The following is a 15,219-nucleotide window of genomic DNA, read 5'->3' on the forward strand; positions in this document are numbered from 1 at the left end:
TATACCGACGCCCCTGATAGCGCGAGTATGTTCCTGCAGCTCCGCGCGGAGGTCGAGGACGCCCTGACCGGGGCGCTCGACGCGCTCGACCTCCCGACCGACGACCTTGGGATAGAAGAGCCGCCGGAGGACGTGCCGGCCGTCGTGGCCTCCAGCGCCTCCTACCGGCTGGCCGGTGAGCTGGGCGCGCCGCCGCCGGAGGTAGCCACTGAGATAGCCAGTGAAATCGACGCCGGCGACCTCGACTACGTCGGGAGCGTCGAGACCCAGGGCCCCTACGTGAACTTCCTGCCGAGCGAGTCGTACTTCGCCGAAACCCTCGAAGCGGCCCAATCCGAGGAGTTCGGCCACCTCCCCGATCGCGACACCAGCGTCGTCGTCGAACACACCTCCGCGAACCCGACCGGCCCGGTCCACGTCGGCCGGGCGCGCAACCCGATCATCGGCGACGCGCTGGCGCGCGTGCTCGACTACGCCGGCTACGACGTCGAGACGAACTACTACGTCAACGACGCCGGCCGACAGATAGCCGTCTTTACCTGGGCCTACGAAACCTTCGACGAGGACGACCTGCCCGAACCCGACCGAGACTCGCCGGAGTACGACATGGTCCGGTACTACCGCAAGGGGAACACCTTCCTCGAAGACGCCGACGCCGACCGCGTCGACGAGGCCGAGAGCGAGATTCAGTCGATCCTCCAGGGCCTGGAGGAAGACGACGAAGAGACCTACGAGCGCGTCGGCGAAGTCGTCGACACGGTGCTTTCGGGCATGACCGACACGCTGGCTCGCCTCCCCGCGGAGTTCGACGAGTTCGTCAAGGAGACCCGCTTCATGCGCGACGGGGCGACCGACGACCTGGTCGACCGGCTGAAGGAGCTCGACGAGGCCGTCTTCGAGGACGAGGCCTGGCAGCTCGAACTCGACGAGTACGGCATCGAGAAGAACATGGTGTTCCTCCGCTCGGACGGCACCTCGCTGTACACCACGCGCGACCTGGCCCACCACGAGTGGAAGCTCGCCAACTTCGACGAGGCCGTCACCGTCCTCGGCGAGGACCACAAGCTCCAGGCCGACCAGCTCGACGCGACCCTCGACCTGCTCGGCAACGACACCGACCGCATCCGCTCGATCCACTACTCGTGGGTCAACCTCCCCGAGGGCGGGATGAGTACGCGCGAGGGGACCGGCATCGACCTCGACGACCTGCTGGACGAGGCCGTCTCGCGCGCCCGCGACGAAGTGGAAGAGCGCATGGACGACCGCATCCGCGACGACGACCTGACCGACGACGACGTCGAGCGCATCGCCCACCAGGTCGGCGTCGGCGCCGTCCGATACGACATCGTCTCCAAACAGCCGACCAAGGGCATCACCTTCGAGTGGGAACGGGCCCTGGACTTCGAGGCCCAGTCGGCCCCCTACGTCCAGTACGTCCACGCGCGCTGTTGCGGGATCCTGGACGAAGTGGATTCGGGAGTGCCCGAAGCGGTCGACTTCGACGCGCTCGACGCCCAGGAGGCCGAAGACCTCCTGCGGGCCATCGCGCGCTTCCCGGCCGTCGTCGAGCAGTCCGCCGAGGAACTCCGGCCCCACGTCGTCGCGACCTACACGCGCACGCTGGCCGAGCGGTTCAACGCCTTCTACCGCGAGTGCCCGGTGCTGACTGCCGACGACGAGGAAACGCGAAACGCCCGGCTCGCACTCGTGGCCGCCGCTCGCCACGCCGTGGCGAACTCGCTGGACGCGCTCGGCGTCGAGGCGCCCGACTCGATGTGATCGTCGAGGGGACTTGGTGTTCGTTTCCTGTGTTTGTCCGTTAGCGCCAGTGCAGGGCCGGTTTTGTGAACTGAGCGGATGATTCGCGTTTGAACGAGTGAAGCAAACACCGACAGCAAGACCCAGAAAGCCCTCGGCACGCTCGGGTCGCGGGGACCACCTTGCGCTCCTCGCTCCGCTGTCGTTCGAAAGGCGCGGAGCGCCTTTCGTGATGACGAGAGAGCTTCGCTCTCTCGAACCACGGTGCCAAGGGCCCGGCTTCCCCGACCCCGCCTCGCCCTTTCAGTCCACCGTCAGAGCAAGCTCTGACGAGCCCTGCCTCGCTACGCTCGGCAGGACCCCAGGACAGCACCGGCCCTTCCCTTCCCCTTCCACGCGAGCGAAGCGAGTGTGGGCTCGAAAGACGAGGTGTGCCGAGTCTTTCGGTGGGTCGCGCGATGAAACGCGCTCCCGGCCGTGCGGTTGCGGAAGGAAGCGTGATTCGGCGCGGACGCGCCGAATCCGGGGAGGAGTGGTGGACTCAATCGCGAGCGCCTCTGTGGCGCGAGCGAAGCTGAGCCTGGAGGACTGAAAGGGCGAGGTGGGCTCGGCGAAGCACGAGCCCGCAAGCACCTACGGCGCGCAGCGGGTTCGCGCGAGTCGAGCGCGCCGAGGGCTTTCGGGGCGTTTATTTTCATGCTCTCTGCTGGAACGTCGAAACCCGCCAATCGCTACGTAGCTGATCTGTACTGAACAGGTCAGGTAGTCATCAGCAATAGAGACGAACAACACCACGACTCCCGCGGACACATCGCCACCTAGTTGAACAGGCCGAAGACGCCGCCCGACCCATCTTCTTCCTCGTCCTCGCTCTCTTCCTCCGCGACGTCGCCGTCGACGAACCACTCCTCCTCGAACACCGTCTCCAGTTCTCCCACGGTCTTGCCGCCGAAGAAGAGACCGTCGAGGTTGTCGGTCAGCTGCCGGAACGCCTCGGCGGCGGGGCTCTCGGGCGTGTTGACGACGAGCGGTTCCTCGCTGGTCGCCTTCTGGTCGTCGGGGACGACGGCGAGCAACTGGAAGCCCAGCCGGTCCTGGATCTCGGCGACGTCGGTGTGGCGAGTCACCCGGTTGAGGACGGCGCCGATGACGTCGCCGTCGATGCGGTCGGCCAGCTGGGCCGTCTTGACGGTGTCGCCGACGGCGACGTCGTCGGGCGTCGTCACGAGGACGATGCCGTCGGCCAGCCCGAGCGGGACCGCCACCTCGTGGCTCAGCCCCGCGCCGGTGTCGATCATGACGACGTCGTAGGCGTTTCGTAGCGTCTTGATCACCTGCCTGAGCTTCGCCGGGTCGGCGTCGGCGAAGGCATCGAGGCTCTGCTCGCCGGGGATTATCGTGAGCCCGCCCGGCGCGTCGGTCAGTGCCTCGCTCACGGCCGCGTCGCCGGCGAGTATCTCGTGGAGACTGGTCGCGTGGTCGATACCGAGCATGGCCCCCAGATTCGCCATCCCCAGGTCTGCGTCCACCACCACCACGTCGTGACCCTTCTCCTGCAGCGCGGCACCGACGTTGACCGCGGTGGTGGTCTTGCCGACCCCTCCTTTCCCGCCCGCGATCGTACAAACGTACCCCGCCATAGTGTGCTAGGTAGGGGCAGGAATGGCTATCATATAAAGCCGTCCGTCGCAGCGGCCGGAGCGACCCGTCACACGCCACACAGGTTCTGTGCCCGCGACCCACTGCTTATCATCGACCGAGCCCTGGCCGAGGGTATGACTGTCACCACGCTGGTCGTCGCCGACGACCGCTCGGGCGCCTGCGACACGGGACACCAGTTCGCCGCCCGCGGACGCGAGACGGTCGTCGTCGGCCGCCGCGACCGGTCTGCCACCGCAGACGTCCTCGTCGTCGACACCGACTCGCGCTACGCCGACGCGAGTACCGCCGCCGAGCGAGTTCGCGACGCCGTGACGACCCGGGACCCCGACCGGGTCTACAAGAAGGTCGACTCGACGCTCAGGGGCAACCTCGTCGCGGAGGTCGACGCCGCGCTCACTGCCAGCGGCGCGGACCTGGCGCTGGTCGCCCCGGCGTTCCCCGCCGAGGGCCGGACCACCGTCGGCGGCTACCACCTCGTCGACGGGACCCCCGTCGCCGAGACGGCCGCCGGATCCGACTCAGACGCCCCCGTGGAGACCTCCCACCTGCCGACGCGATTCTCGGGCTCGAACTACCAGGTCGACCACCTCCCCATCGACGCCGTCGGCGACGCGTCGACGGTCGCGGGTCGACTCGCCGACGCTGCAAGTGGGGATGACCCGACGGTCCTCACCTGCGACGCGGCGACGGACGACCACCTCGCGGCCATCGCCGCCGGCGCCGCAGACGCCACCGACGCCGCGGACAGCCCGCTCGACGTACTGTACGTGGGCAGCGCCGGCCTCGCCCGCCACGTCACCGTCGGGAGCGAAAGCGGCCCGATCCTCGGTGTCGTCGGCAGCGCCAGCCCCAGAACCTTCGACCAGCTCGACGCACTCCCCGACGAACAGGTCGTCGTCCTGGACGGCCCGGCCCTGATCGACGACGAGGCGACGGCCGTCTCCGCGGCCGTCGACCAGGCCCTCGACCGACTCGGAAAGGGGACGTCGACCGTCGGAACGGCCGTCGTCGTCACCGCAGCGAAATCGCCCACCGACGTCGACGCCACTCTCCAGGCGGCAGAGGAGGCCGGTCTCTCGGGAGCAAGTGCACGGGAGCACGTCGCGTCGGGACTGGCGACCGTCGCGGCGCGAGTCACCGAGGTGTCGTCGCCGGGGGCCTACCTGCTCTCCGGCGGGGCCGTCGCCGCGGCGACGGTCGACGCGCTCGACGCCGAGGGTATCCGCCTCACCGGGCAGGCCGTCGAGGACGGCGTCCCTATCGGCCGCGTCGTCGGTGGCGCCGCGGCGACGTCGCCCGTCGCGACGAAGGCCGGCGCCTTCGGCGACCGCAGGACAATCCGTAACTGCCTCGGCGCCCTCGCTGGGTACGATGAGTGAGCACAAGCCGGTCGTCGCCGTGACGATGGGTGACCCCGCCGGCGTCGGTAGCGAAGTGATAGTGAAGGGCCACGCGCGAGCGAGTCGGGACGCGGTCCCCCTCGTCGTGGGCGACGCCGACGTCCTCAGGGACGCCGTCGAAGTCTGCGGGTCGGCGCTGGCGATCCATCCCGTCGACGACCCCGCCGACGCCCGCGACGACCCGGAGACCATCGATGTGCTCGATCTCGACAACGTCGACGACCCCTCCTACGGCGACCTCCGGGAGGCCTACGGCGCGGCGAGCCTGGAGTACGTCGAGCGCGCCATCGAACTCGCCAGAGCAGGCGCCGTCGACGCCATCACGACGGCGCCGATCAACAAGCAGGCCACCCGCCTGGCCGGCAGCGAGTACGCCGGGCACACGGGGATGCTCGCCGACGCCACCGACACCGACCACTACTCGATGCTGCTCGTCGAGGACGACCTGCGCGTCTCCCACGTCAGCACGCACGTCCCACTGGCCGAGGCCTGCGACCTCGTCACGGCGGAGCGCGTGTTCCAGACGGTCCGCGTCACCGACGAGGCGCTGCGCTCCCTGGGCGTCGCCGATCCAACCGTCGCCGTCGCGGGGCTCAACCCCCACGCCAGCGACGGCGGCCTGCTCGGCGACGCGGAGGCCGAAGCAATCGAGCCAGCTATCGAGCGCGCCCGGAAGGAGGGCATCGACGTCGTCGGCCCCGAATCGCCGGACACCGTCTTCTCGCAGGCCGCCGCGGGCGACGACGTCGACTGCGTCGTCGCGATGTACCACGACCAGGGCCACATCCCCATCAAGATGCTCGGCTTCCAGTCCGGCGGCGTCAGCGGCGTCAACGTCACCATCGGGCTCCCCATCGTCCGGACGAGCGTCGACCACGGGACGGCCTTCGACATCGCCGGCGAGGGAATCGCCTCCGAGGAGAGCCTCGTCGACGCCGTCGACCTCGCGGCGCGGATGGCCTCGAACTAGAGCGGCGTCTCCAGTTCGCCGTCGGCGTCGAACGCGAGCGGTTCGAGCTCCCCGACGGTCACCTCCGGGTTGTCGGCGAGTTCGTCGGCCACCGGTTCGGACACCAGCAGGTCGTCGGGTTCCAGCGTGTTCTCGATGCGCGCGACCCGAAGGTCCGCCGGGTCGCGGACACCGGTCATCGAGCAGGCCACGAGGAGCGCCGTCGCGTCCGCCGGGACGGTGTAGGGCAGGCGCGCCCGCGAGGGCTCGCCGCTCGTCGCGATGTTGACGTACGTGTCGCCCAGGTCGATGGCGTCGAGGACGTCGACGTGGGCGAAGTCGGCCAGCCCGACGCCCACCGCGTTCCCGTGGGACGCCTCGGTGAGCGAGCGGACGTAGATACGGGTGATATCAGGTGCGTCGGGCTCGGCCTGGCCGTGGAAGTTCACGCGCCCGAGGACGTTGGTGTCCATCCCGGTGCCGCTTACCTCCTTGCCCATCTCGTCGACGACCAGCAGGTCCAGGTCGTCGACCGGCAGCGTCGCGAGCAGGTCCTTCGAACGGTCCAGCAGTTCGGGCTCCTCGTCGAGGATCCGGTCCGCGGGGAGGCCGACGATTTCGGCCGCCCGCTCGTGAGCGTTCTCCAGCAAGGCCAGGCCGCCGACCACCGGTGCGGCGTCGAGGACTATCTCGGCGCGCTCGCCGATCACCGCGTCGAACCCGCGGGCCAGCGCGGCGTTGTGGGTCACTTCGGCGCCGCGGTGTTTCCCCATCCCGACGACCGCCATCTTCGACAGTCCGCTCTCCAGCCCGCCGCTGTAGTCAGTGTGGGCCTTCACCCGGTTCGCCAGGACGACGCCGTCGGCCGCCAGCGCGTCCGCCGCGACGTATACCGGCCGTCCTTCCTCGTCGGTTCCGACCTCTTCGACCGCCATCGACGACCGGATCGGACAGCCCACTCGCTCCTCGGTTATCCCCACCGACCGGAGCGTCTCGACCTGCCCCTCCGCGGTCGCCCCGCCGTGGCTCCCCATCGACGGGAAGACGAACGGCTCGTACCCCCGCGAGTCGAGGGCCTCGACGAGGGCCGAAAGCAGTTCGGGCGCGTCCGCGATACCCCGACTCCCGGCGGTTATCGCCACCTCGCCGCCGGCCGGGACGGCCGAGAAGTCTAGCTCTTCGACCGCTGCCTCCGTCGCCACGCGGACGTCGTCGACCGCCGGCGGGTCGCGGTGGCGCGTCGCTCGTGCGAACCGCGGCAGGTCCCCCAGGTCGTAGTCGTTGGCCCCCTCCAGCCGTTCGCGGCCGGGGATCGAGAGATCGACCATGTTGCTAGCTGTTGGCGGTCCCGGATGCTTGACGGTGTCGGCGGTGAAAGAAGACCGACCGCTGCTCACGGGTCGCTAGCGCTCCCCGTTCGCAATAAGGCGCCCCCTCGCTGCGCTCGGCGGCGCCCTGCTCACGGGTCGCTAGCGCTCCCCGCTCGCTCATACGTCGGGCCGTTCGCTTCGCTCGCGCCCCGACCGCTGCTCACGGGTCGTTCCTCCCCGTTCGCAATAAGGCGCCCCCTCGCTGCGCTCGGCGGCGCCCTGCTCACGGCTCACTTCGTTCGCCGGAAGACTCACTCTGTTCGTCTTCCGAGCCCTGGCTCGCTCCGCTCGCCAGGACGCCGTTCGCGTTCTGCAGGCCCCTCACTTCGTTCGGCGCCTGCCTGCTCGCGTGTCGCTAGCGCTCCCGCTCGCAACAAGGCGCCACCTCACTTCGTTCGGCGGCGCCCTGTCAACACTTTCTTACGCGCCCTCGGCCAATTCATGCCTAATGAGCGAGCAAGAGCAGGAGCAGACAGACAAACAGAAGTACGAGTTCCGGAAGGTGATAGAGGAACTCAAGGGCTACGACGGGTCCGGGACCCAGCTCGTCTCTATCTACGTTCCCGAGGACAAGCTCATCAGCGACGTCGTCGCCCACGTCACGCAGGAGCACTCCGAGGCGTCGAACATCAAGTCGAAGGACACCCGAACGAACGTCCAGGACGCCCTGACCAGCATCAAGGACCGGCTGCGCTACTACGACCACCACCCGCCGGAGAACGGCACCGTACTGTTCTCCGGGGCGGTCGACGCCGGCGGCGGCCAGACCAACATGGTCACCGAAGTGCTCGACAGCCCGCCCGAGCCCATCCAGTCGTTCCGCTACCACTGCGACTCCCATTTCCTGACCGAGCCCCTGGAGAACATGCTGGCCGACAGCGGCCTGTTCGGTCTCATCGTCCTCGACCGGCGCGAGGCCAACGTCGGCTGGCTCAAGGGCAAGCGCGTCGAACCGGTCAAGTCAGCCTCGTCGCTGGTCCCCGGCAAGCAGCGCAAAGGTGGCCAGTCCGCCCAGCGATTCGCCCGGCTGCGACTGGAGGCCATCGACAACTTCTACCAGGAGGTCGCCGGGATGGCCAACGACCTGTTCGTCTCGCGGCGCCACGAACTCGACGGCGTCCTCGTCGGCGGCCCCTCGCCGACGAAAGACGAGTTCCTCGACGGCGACTACCTCCACCACGAGCTCCAGGACAGCGTCCTCGGCAAGTTCGACGTCGCCTACACCGACGAGTCGGGACTGTACGACCTGGTCGACGCCGCCAGCGAGGTGCTGGCCGAACGCGAGATGCTGGAGGACAAGCAGGCGATGGAACAGTTCTTCAAGGAGCTCCACGACGGCAACGAGGCCACCTACGGCTTCGAGCCGACCCGGGAGAACCTCATCATGGGCGCCGTCGACCAGCTCCTCATCTCCGAGGACCTGCGCCAGGACGTCGTCACCTACACCTGCGAGAACGGCCACGACGAGCGCGAGATGCTCGACCGCCGCAAGTCGACGCCCGACCACGAGTGCTCGCGCTGTGGCGCCACCGTCGACGCCGAGCAGGCCGAGCGCGAAGACGCCATCGACCACCTGATGGAGATCGCCGGCCAGCGCGGGACCGAGACGCTGTTCATCTCCACGGACTTCGAGAAGGGCGACCAGCTACTGTCGGCGTTCGGCGGCGTTGCCGGCCTGCTCCGCTACTCCACTGGCGTCTGATCAGTTTTCTACCCGTCGCTCGCGAACGAGCAGAGGCACAAGTGTGGACGCCCCCGGAGGGGACGCCCACGATGCGGCAGTCCGGATGGTGGCATGGGACGGGTCGAAGGCGGACCCGGGGACTACGGAATGCCAAACTGTCAGAGGGATGGCTGCGTCCTCGGCATCCGCCGTGCCGTCGTTGCCGCAGCAGTTGGTATACAAGGCTTGCGTAAATCAGTCCTGCCTTACTAGTTAGGATTTCACAGCAATTGGGCCAGTTGACGCCGCCGTCCCCGGAGATCCGTCGCCGGTTCGAGCGCCGGGTCGTCCGCCAACCGGTCGACGACGAGCAACGGATCCGCGCCCGCCCGCTCGACTTGTTCGAGGAGCGCCGAGATCTCCTGGCGATAGAGCGCGAGCGACGAGAGGAGGCCGACCATCAGGGCCGCCGGCACCGCCGCGTCGTCGTTCGACGGGAACGCGTCGCTGATCGCCGTGAAGTCGGGAATCTCGTCGGGGGGATCCGACGTCGGGTGGAGCGTCAGGCACCGCCGGCAGATGGCCGCGCCCGATTCGTCGCCCGGGAGATACTCGCGATAGGCCTGTTCGACGGGGAAGACGAGCGTCGGCGCACCGCACTCCGGACAGTCCATGGCGCTACTGGACGCGGCACGGGGAAAAAGGACGCGGCGGTGGCACTCGCCACCCAGCCGGAGTCACTGCAGGTAGCCGAGCCGTTCGAGCTGGGCCTTCCGGCGACCGTCGATAGTGACGGCGTCGTCGACGTTCGCGTGTTCGAACGAGTCCAGCCACTCGTCGAGCGTCTCTCCGAGGTCCGCCGCCGTCCTGGGATTCGACGCCGCGACGTCGGTGGTCTCACCCGGATCCGACCGGAGGTCGTACAGCGACCGCGACCCGTCGGACCCGCGGACGAGCGCGTGCGATCTCGTCCGGATCGCACGGAGCGACCGGTCGTGTTTCTCGACGTGGGCAGGCAGGTCGCCGACGTGGTGTTCGAGCGCCGCCATCGACGGCTGGGGTGCCATGTACTCGCTGACGACGAACTCCCGGCTGCGCGCGTGCGTCGCCGGGTGGAACGAGCGCCCCTGGAACGTCGCCCGTGCGTCGTCGGCCCGGACCCCGGCCGCGTCGAGGAGCGTCGGCGCCAGGTCCACCAGGCTCACCAGGTCGGTCAGGTCGCCGTACCCGGTGAACGCGCCGCCGTGGACGACGAGGGGCACGTGGACCAGCGTGTCGTACAGACAGTACTGGTGGTCCATCATGCCGTGGTCGCCGACGTTCTCGCCGTGGTCCGCCGTGACGACGAACACCGTGTCCTCCCACTCTCCCGTCTCGCGGAGTGCCTCGCTGATGGCGGCGATCTGTTCGTCGACGGCGGCGATTTCGGCACGGTAGAGCCCCCGGAGGGCACGCAACTCCCGGTCGCTGAGAGTGACGTTCCCGGCGAGGTACTCCCAGGGCTCCTGTGGGACCGCCATCGCCTCGTCGTAGGTGACGTCGGCCGGCAGGTGCTCCTCGGCGAGTCGCCGCGGCGGACGGTAGTCGAGATGTGGTTCGATGTAGTTGGCCAGCAGAAAGAACGGCCGATCACCGGAGCGGTCACTCAGCCAGTGCTCGATCCACCGCGTCGACCGGGCGGCGCCGTCGTCGTTCCGGTCGCGGTTCCGGACGAGCGACTGGTAGAGCGCGTTGACACCGTTGACCACCGGGTTCCCCTCGAACAGCTTTCGGCCGACGGCGTCCACGCTACTCCCCTCGGTGACCTGCACGATCTCGCCCAGGCTCGTGTCCGACTGGACGAGCTGCCACATCTGGCGGAACTCGTCGAACCCCCGGTCGAAGCCCGAGGCCGAACTCAGCCACGTGTTGTTCGAGACGCAGACCGTCTCGTAGCCGGCGTCGCCGAGAAGTGCCGGGAGCGTCGGAAGTGACCCGTCGAGGCGCTCGTGACCAGTGTAGGCGCCGTGTTTCGACGGATACGAGCCGGTGAGCATCGACGCGTGGGCGGGGAGCGTCCACGGTGCGGTGGAGAACGCCCGCGTGACCCTGGTCCCCGCCTCTGCGAGCTGGGCGAGCGTCGGTGCGACGCTCGGATCGAAGGCATCGTCTGCGCGTGTCGTGTCGGCGACGAAGAGAACGACGTTCGGCTGCCCAACCATTTGAGAGGGGTTGGGGTCTCGCGGGTAAATTCATTCGGCGCTTACTCGGGCTATCCACAGCTTACCGAAATCGCCAGACGCGACCGTCGCCACCGCGTGCGTTTCCGTCGAAAGACAGTGGCCAGGAACCAGACCGGAGCGACGTCCCGTGACTGGCCGTCTCTGTAGCCCTCACCATCACTCGGAACTGAACCTCGGAGCGGCTAGAGGGAACGCAACCGCAATACGACACCTTACGCTCGCGAGTCGGTGACGAGGTATCTTCCAGCTACGTTCCCTTACATATCAATATTATAAAATTTAACTGCCGATCTATGCGCGCCGAACGGTATGGATCCACAAGATCCACCCGAACACGACGCGACGGGACAGAACCGGCGACAGTTCATGCGACGCACCGGCGCCGCCTCCATCGCAGCCGCCGTGGGCGTCACCGGTCAGGCGACGGCGATGACCGACGACGGCGAGTTCGAGACAGACCCGTACTCGCTGGGGGTCGCGTCCGGCGATCCGCTCCCGACGGCAGTGGTCATCTGGACGCGGCTCGCACCGGACCCGCGGACGGCCGACGGCGCGATGCCCGACGAGGCTGTCGACGTCGAGTGGACCGTCGCCAACGACGAGTCGATGAGCGACGTCGTCAAGCGCGGCACCGCGACGGCCGATCCCTCCTCGGCGCACACGGTCCACGTCGACGTCCGCGACCTGGACCCGAACACGGAGTACTACTACCAGTTCGAGGCCCGCGGGAAGGCCAGCCCGGTCGGGCGAACGAAGACCGCACCGTCGCCCGACGCGAGCCCCGAGGAGTTCAACTTCGCGTTCGCCTCCTGCCAGCGCTGGGTCGACGGCTACTACACGGCCTACGAACACATGGCCGAGGAGGAACTCGACCTCGTCGTCCACCTCGGCGACTACATCTACGAGTACGGCATCGGTGCGAACGGTGGAGCCCGCGACGAGTCGGTCCCGACCCAGTACCGGGAGGAGATCACCACGCTCGACGACTACCGCCTGCGCTACGGGCTCTACAAGTCCGACCCCGACCTGAAGGACGCCCACGCCAGCGCCCCCTGGCTCGTCACTCGCGACGACCACGAGGTCGACAACAACTGGGCCGGCGACGTGCCGGAGGACGACCAGTCCACCGAGGCGTTCCGCCAGCGCCGGACCGCGGCGCTCCAGGCCTACTACGAACACATGCCGTTCCGGATGGCACAGAAGCCCGACGGGCCCGACCAGAAGCTCTACCGGAACTTCTCGTTCGGTGACCTCGTCGAGTTCAACGTCCTCGACACGCGTCACTACCGCGACGACCAGGCCTGTGGCGACGTCGGCGCCGCCGTCGGCTGCGACGAGCGCTTCGAACGCCAGATCCTCGGCGACGCCCAGCGCGAGTGGCTGCTCGACAACCTGCAGAACTCGACGGCGACCTGGGACGTGCTGGCCAATCAACTCCCCATCGCCCGGGTCGACCGCGTCGAAGGCGAAGAAGAGGGGTACCGGACCGACCAGTGGGACGGCTACGTGCCGAGCCAGGAGGTCGTCTTCGGCGCCTTCGAGGAGCACGTCGACAATCCCGTCGTCGTCACGGGCGACGTCCACTCCCACTGGGCCAACGAGATCCGCAGCTTCGACGACCCCGCCAGGCCCATCGGGACCGAGTTCGTCGGCACCTCCATCGCGTCGAACGGTGACGGACGCGAGACGACCGAGTTCGGACAGATGGTGCTAGCGGAGAACGACAACGTCGTCTACCACAGCGCGAAGCGGGGCTACGTCCGCTGTCGGATCACGCCCGACCAGTGGCAGACCGACTACAGGGTCGTCGACTACGTCACCGAACGCGGCGCATCGATCCGGACCGACGCCCGGTTCGTCGTCGACGAGGGGCAACCGGGGCTCCAGGGCCAGACGACCGTCGCGCCGACCCCGACCACGATGGCCAACGGCGAGTCGGCCGCTGCCGACCTCGTCGCCCGGTGGCTGCCCGACGGGCTGGCCGGCGGGAAGGTCACCGTCTCCGTCGCCGACCCGACCGTCGCCGTCATCGACGACGTGACGGTCGCCGACGCGTTCGGCGCCCAGACCGTCTCCGTCGCCGAGGACGGGAGCGAGGCGACGATCCGATTCGTCGACCTGGAGGACGAAATTCAGACCGTGGGCTCCGACGGCGAGGTTACCCTCGCCGCCGTGGCACTGTCGGGCACCGGGGCCGGTGGGACCGACCTCGACGTCGCCGTCGACCGACTGAGCGACGACGACGGTGCAGACGTCCCCACCGCGGCCGAGTCCGGGCCCGTCTACGTCGGCCCGCCCGCCGTCGGCGGCACCCCGCCGACCGACCCCGACGACGACGGCCTGTACGAGGACGTCAACGGGAACGGACGGCTGGACTACGACGACGTGGTCGCGTTCTTCGAGGACCTGGAGTCCGACCCCATCGCCAGCTACCCGAACGCTTACGACTTCAACCAGAACGGCGACATCGACTACGACGACGTCGTCGCACTCTACCGCGAGATGAACTGAGAGAGACGAAGAATCGGCGGCGCGGCCGCCGCCGCACCGATACGGCGTCGAACGGAGGAACGCATAGTGTCGGTTGTACGCCCTACCGGCGTTCGACGCGACCGGTGCCGTCTACCGCCGGTGAAAAGTCACAACCGACGCTATCAGTCGTCGTCGGCCGCGACGGTCGCCAGTTCCTCTTCGGCCGCTTCTTCCGCACGCTCGGCCTTCTCCTCTTCTTCCTTCTTGGCCTTGATCTTCTTCATGCGGAAGATCTCCTCACGCTCCTGCTCTTCGAGTTTCTGCTCGATGTACTCCTGGTTGTCGTAGAGGTCGGGCAGGAGCTTGAACTCCAGGGCGTTGACGCGACGCTTGGTGGTCTCGATCTCTTCGAGCATCTTCTTCATCGCCGTCTCGACCTCCGCGGCGAGGATGATGTTCTCGATGAGTGCCTCGTAGGAGTCGGCCGCCTCGTCGATGCGTGCGGAGGTGCCCATCACGCCGTACCCACGCTCGTCCAGGGACTTGCGGACCTTCGAGGACTCGATCTGTGGGACGACGACGCCCATGATGTTCTTCGACTGGGTCGTGATCTCCGGGTGTTCCTTGAGCGCCGCGGCGGCCCCGCGGACGGCGACGTCGCCCTCCATCGCGCGGGCCATGTTGATGGCACGCTGGGCGCGCTCGTAGGAGTCGTCCAGGTCCGAGCGGACGTCCTGGGCCTGGTCCAAGATGTCCATGAACTCCATGATGAGCCCGTCGCGTTTCTTTTCGAGGGTGTCGTGGCCACGCTCGGAGAGCTCGATGCGGTCCTCGATCTGCATGAGCTCCTTGCGCGTGGGTTTGACGTCCTTTGCCATTACTGGGGGCTTACGGACCGAGGCAGTTAATCGTTTTCAGTTGTTCGCGGCGGTTTCGGCCGTTCTCGTCAGGCGGACGGGGCAGATGGCACAGACGTGGCTCGGAACTGCTGGTGACGGAGAGAAAACGGATCGGGTACCGTGCGGGGTCCGGACTCACGGAGCCCGATTCCGGGGTGAACGTACGGCTCACGGCTCACTCCGTTCGCCGTTCGCCCGCAAGCGGCCCCTCCCGGTAGTCGGCGCCGGCCCGACTAGGCCGCCACGATCTGCTGGTAGTCGAACTCCTCGGCCATGCGCTGGAGGTCCTGCAGCGCCGACTGTTCGTCCGCCAGGTTTCCCTCGATGGCCTCGATGATCTCCCGGTCCATGTCGGCTTCCTGGGCCCACTGGAGCATGTTCTCGTAGGCCGTTATCTCGTAGCGTTCGGTCTTCTGGGCGGCGCCGATGGCGTAGCGGTTGGCGACCTGCTCGGCCGGGGCTTTCTCCTCGAAGAACTCCTCGGTCTCCTCGATCATCCCCTGGATGCCCTCGCACTCCACGCGTTCGGGCTCCTCGCCGAGCGTCTCGAACGCCTGCTCCAGGTGCTGGATGTGTCGCTCCGTCTCCTCCCTGTGTTCCTCGAAGGCCTGCTGGGCCTCCTCCTGCGTCGTCTGCTGGCTCAACTCGTCGAGCGCGCCCAGCAGGCGGTGTTCGGTGTCGTAGACGTCTTTCAGTTCGATCAGGAACAGGTCTTCGAGTGATTCTGCGGGCATACGGATCGACAGACGGGCCTCCGGTGGGTAGTCGTAGTGCCTGCAGTGGCAACCCGCAGACGGCGGCGTGACTGGCGGTTTGAGAAACAG

11 protein-coding genes are annotated in these 15,219 nt (G+C 67.9%); 5 read left to right on the plus strand and 6 right to left on the minus strand.

The window, feature by feature from the left end; translation table 11 throughout:
* Nucleotides 1–27 precede the first annotated feature (27 nt).
* The gene (gene argS, locus AC5FRV_RS18235; RefSeq protein ID WP_493562512.1) at nucleotides 28–1,779 is read left to right on the plus strand and encodes an arginine--tRNA ligase; all 1,752 of its coding nucleotides are present in this window, start codon (nucleotides 28–30) and stop codon (nucleotides 1,777–1,779) included.
* Between the two features lie 797 nt (nucleotides 1,780–2,576).
* On the opposite strand, the gene AC5FRV_RS18240 is transcribed toward argS, so the two are convergent.
* A complete protein-coding gene (locus AC5FRV_RS18240) occupies nucleotides 2,577–3,398 on the minus strand; it encodes a MinD/ParA family ATP-binding protein (RefSeq protein ID WP_493562513.1) in 822 nt (273 codons plus the stop codon).
* A gap of 135 nt (nucleotides 3,399–3,533) precedes the next feature.
* Here AC5FRV_RS18240 and AC5FRV_RS18245 point away from each other — a divergent pair, with 135 nt between their 5' ends.
* Entirely contained in the window at nucleotides 3,534–4,799 is a 1,266-nt protein-coding gene (locus tag AC5FRV_RS18245) for a four-carbon acid sugar kinase family protein (RefSeq protein WP_493562514.1), read from the plus strand.
* Nucleotides 4,792–5,790 (plus strand): 4-hydroxythreonine-4-phosphate dehydrogenase PdxA, encoded by a 999-nt coding sequence (gene pdxA, locus AC5FRV_RS18250; protein WP_493562515.1) that lies wholly within the window; start codon nucleotides 4,792–4,794, stop codon nucleotides 5,788–5,790. The genes AC5FRV_RS18245 and pdxA overlap by 8 nt, the downstream gene beginning before the upstream one ends.
* Here pdxA and AC5FRV_RS18255 read toward each other — a convergent pair.
* A complete protein-coding gene (locus AC5FRV_RS18255) occupies nucleotides 5,787–7,097 on the minus strand; it encodes a nickel pincer cofactor-dependent isomerase, group 22 (protein ID WP_493562516.1) in 1,311 nt (436 codons plus the stop codon). The two genes, pdxA and AC5FRV_RS18255, sit on opposite strands and share 4 nt — an antisense overlap.
* Nucleotides 7,098–7,587: 490 nt before the next feature.
* Between AC5FRV_RS18255 and prf1 the strand changes: the two genes are divergently transcribed.
* Nucleotides 7,588–8,841, plus strand: coding sequence for a peptide chain release factor aRF-1 (gene prf1, locus AC5FRV_RS18260; RefSeq protein WP_493562517.1), 1,254 nt, complete (start codon nucleotides 7,588–7,590; stop codon nucleotides 8,839–8,841).
* A gap of 242 nt (nucleotides 8,842–9,083) precedes the next feature.
* Here prf1 and AC5FRV_RS18265 read toward each other — a convergent pair whose 3' ends face one another.
* Together AC5FRV_RS18265 and AC5FRV_RS18270 are read right to left on the minus strand one after the other, a co-directional pair.
* The gene (locus AC5FRV_RS18265; protein WP_493562518.1) at nucleotides 9,084–9,476 is read right to left on the minus strand and encodes a DUF6276 family protein; all 393 of its coding nucleotides are present in this window, start codon (nucleotides 9,474–9,476) and stop codon (nucleotides 9,084–9,086) included.
* 63 nt (nucleotides 9,477–9,539) lie between these two features.
* Complete coding sequence (locus AC5FRV_RS18270) at nucleotides 9,540–11,003, minus strand: sulfatase (protein WP_493562519.1); 1,464 nt, start codon at nucleotides 11,001–11,003, stop codon at nucleotides 9,540–9,542.
* A gap of 330 nt (nucleotides 11,004–11,333) precedes the next feature.
* On the opposite strand from AC5FRV_RS18270, the gene AC5FRV_RS18275 reads away from it, so the two are divergent.
* A complete protein-coding gene (locus tag AC5FRV_RS18275) occupies nucleotides 11,334–13,535 on the plus strand; it encodes an alkaline phosphatase D family protein (RefSeq protein WP_493562520.1) in 2,202 nt (733 codons plus the stop codon).
* A 143-nt stretch (nucleotides 13,536–13,678) separates the two neighbouring features.
* Here AC5FRV_RS18275 and AC5FRV_RS18280 read toward each other — a convergent pair whose 3' ends face one another.
* Both AC5FRV_RS18280 and AC5FRV_RS18285 read right to left on the minus strand, forming a co-directional pair.
* Nucleotides 13,679–14,374, minus strand: coding sequence for a V-type ATP synthase subunit D (locus AC5FRV_RS18280; protein ID WP_493562521.1), 696 nt, complete (start codon nucleotides 14,372–14,374; stop codon nucleotides 13,679–13,681).
* Between the two features lie 254 nt (nucleotides 14,375–14,628).
* Nucleotides 14,629–15,129, minus strand: coding sequence for a YciE/YciF ferroxidase family protein (locus AC5FRV_RS18285; protein ID WP_493562522.1), 501 nt, complete (start codon nucleotides 15,127–15,129; stop codon nucleotides 14,629–14,631).
* Between the last annotated feature and the right edge of the window lie 90 nt (nucleotides 15,130–15,219).

The organism is Halomicrobium sp. HArcel3 (assembly GCF_058933135.1).

Excerpts from the sequence above, each read along its gene's own strand:
- prf1 (WP_493562517.1), top strand. The coding sequence starts at position 7,588 with ATGAGCGAGCAAGAGCAGGAGCAGACAGACAAACAGAAGTACGAGTTC.
- AC5FRV_RS18240 (WP_493562513.1), bottom strand. The coding sequence starts at position 3,398 with ATGGCGGGGTACGTTTGTACGATCGCGGGCGGGAAAGGAGGGGTCGGC.
- argS (WP_493562512.1), top strand. The coding sequence starts at position 28 with ATGTTCCTGCAGCTCCGCGCGGAGGTCGAGGACGCCCTGACCGGGGCG.
- AC5FRV_RS18275 (WP_493562520.1), top strand. The coding sequence starts at position 11,334 with ATGGATCCACAAGATCCACCCGAACACGACGCGACGGGACAGAACCGG.
- AC5FRV_RS18245 (WP_493562514.1), top strand. The coding sequence starts at position 3,534 with ATGACTGTCACCACGCTGGTCGTCGCCGACGACCGCTCGGGCGCCTGC.
- AC5FRV_RS18265 (WP_493562518.1), bottom strand. The coding sequence starts at position 9,476 with ATGGACTGTCCGGAGTGCGGTGCGCCGACGCTCGTCTTCCCCGTCGAA.
- AC5FRV_RS18280 (WP_493562521.1), bottom strand. The coding sequence starts at position 14,374 with ATGGCAAAGGACGTCAAACCCACGCGCAAGGAGCTCATGCAGATCGAG.
- pdxA (WP_493562515.1), top strand. The coding sequence starts at position 4,792 with ATGAGTGAGCACAAGCCGGTCGTCGCCGTGACGATGGGTGACCCCGCC.
- AC5FRV_RS18255 (WP_493562516.1), bottom strand. The coding sequence starts at position 7,097 with ATGGTCGATCTCTCGATCCCCGGCCGCGAACGGCTGGAGGGGGCCAAC.
- AC5FRV_RS18270 (WP_493562519.1), bottom strand. The coding sequence starts at position 11,003 with ATGGTTGGGCAGCCGAACGTCGTTCTCTTCGTCGCCGACACGACACGC.
- AC5FRV_RS18285 (WP_493562522.1), bottom strand. The coding sequence starts at position 15,129 with ATGCCCGCAGAATCACTCGAAGACCTGTTCCTGATCGAACTGAAAGAC.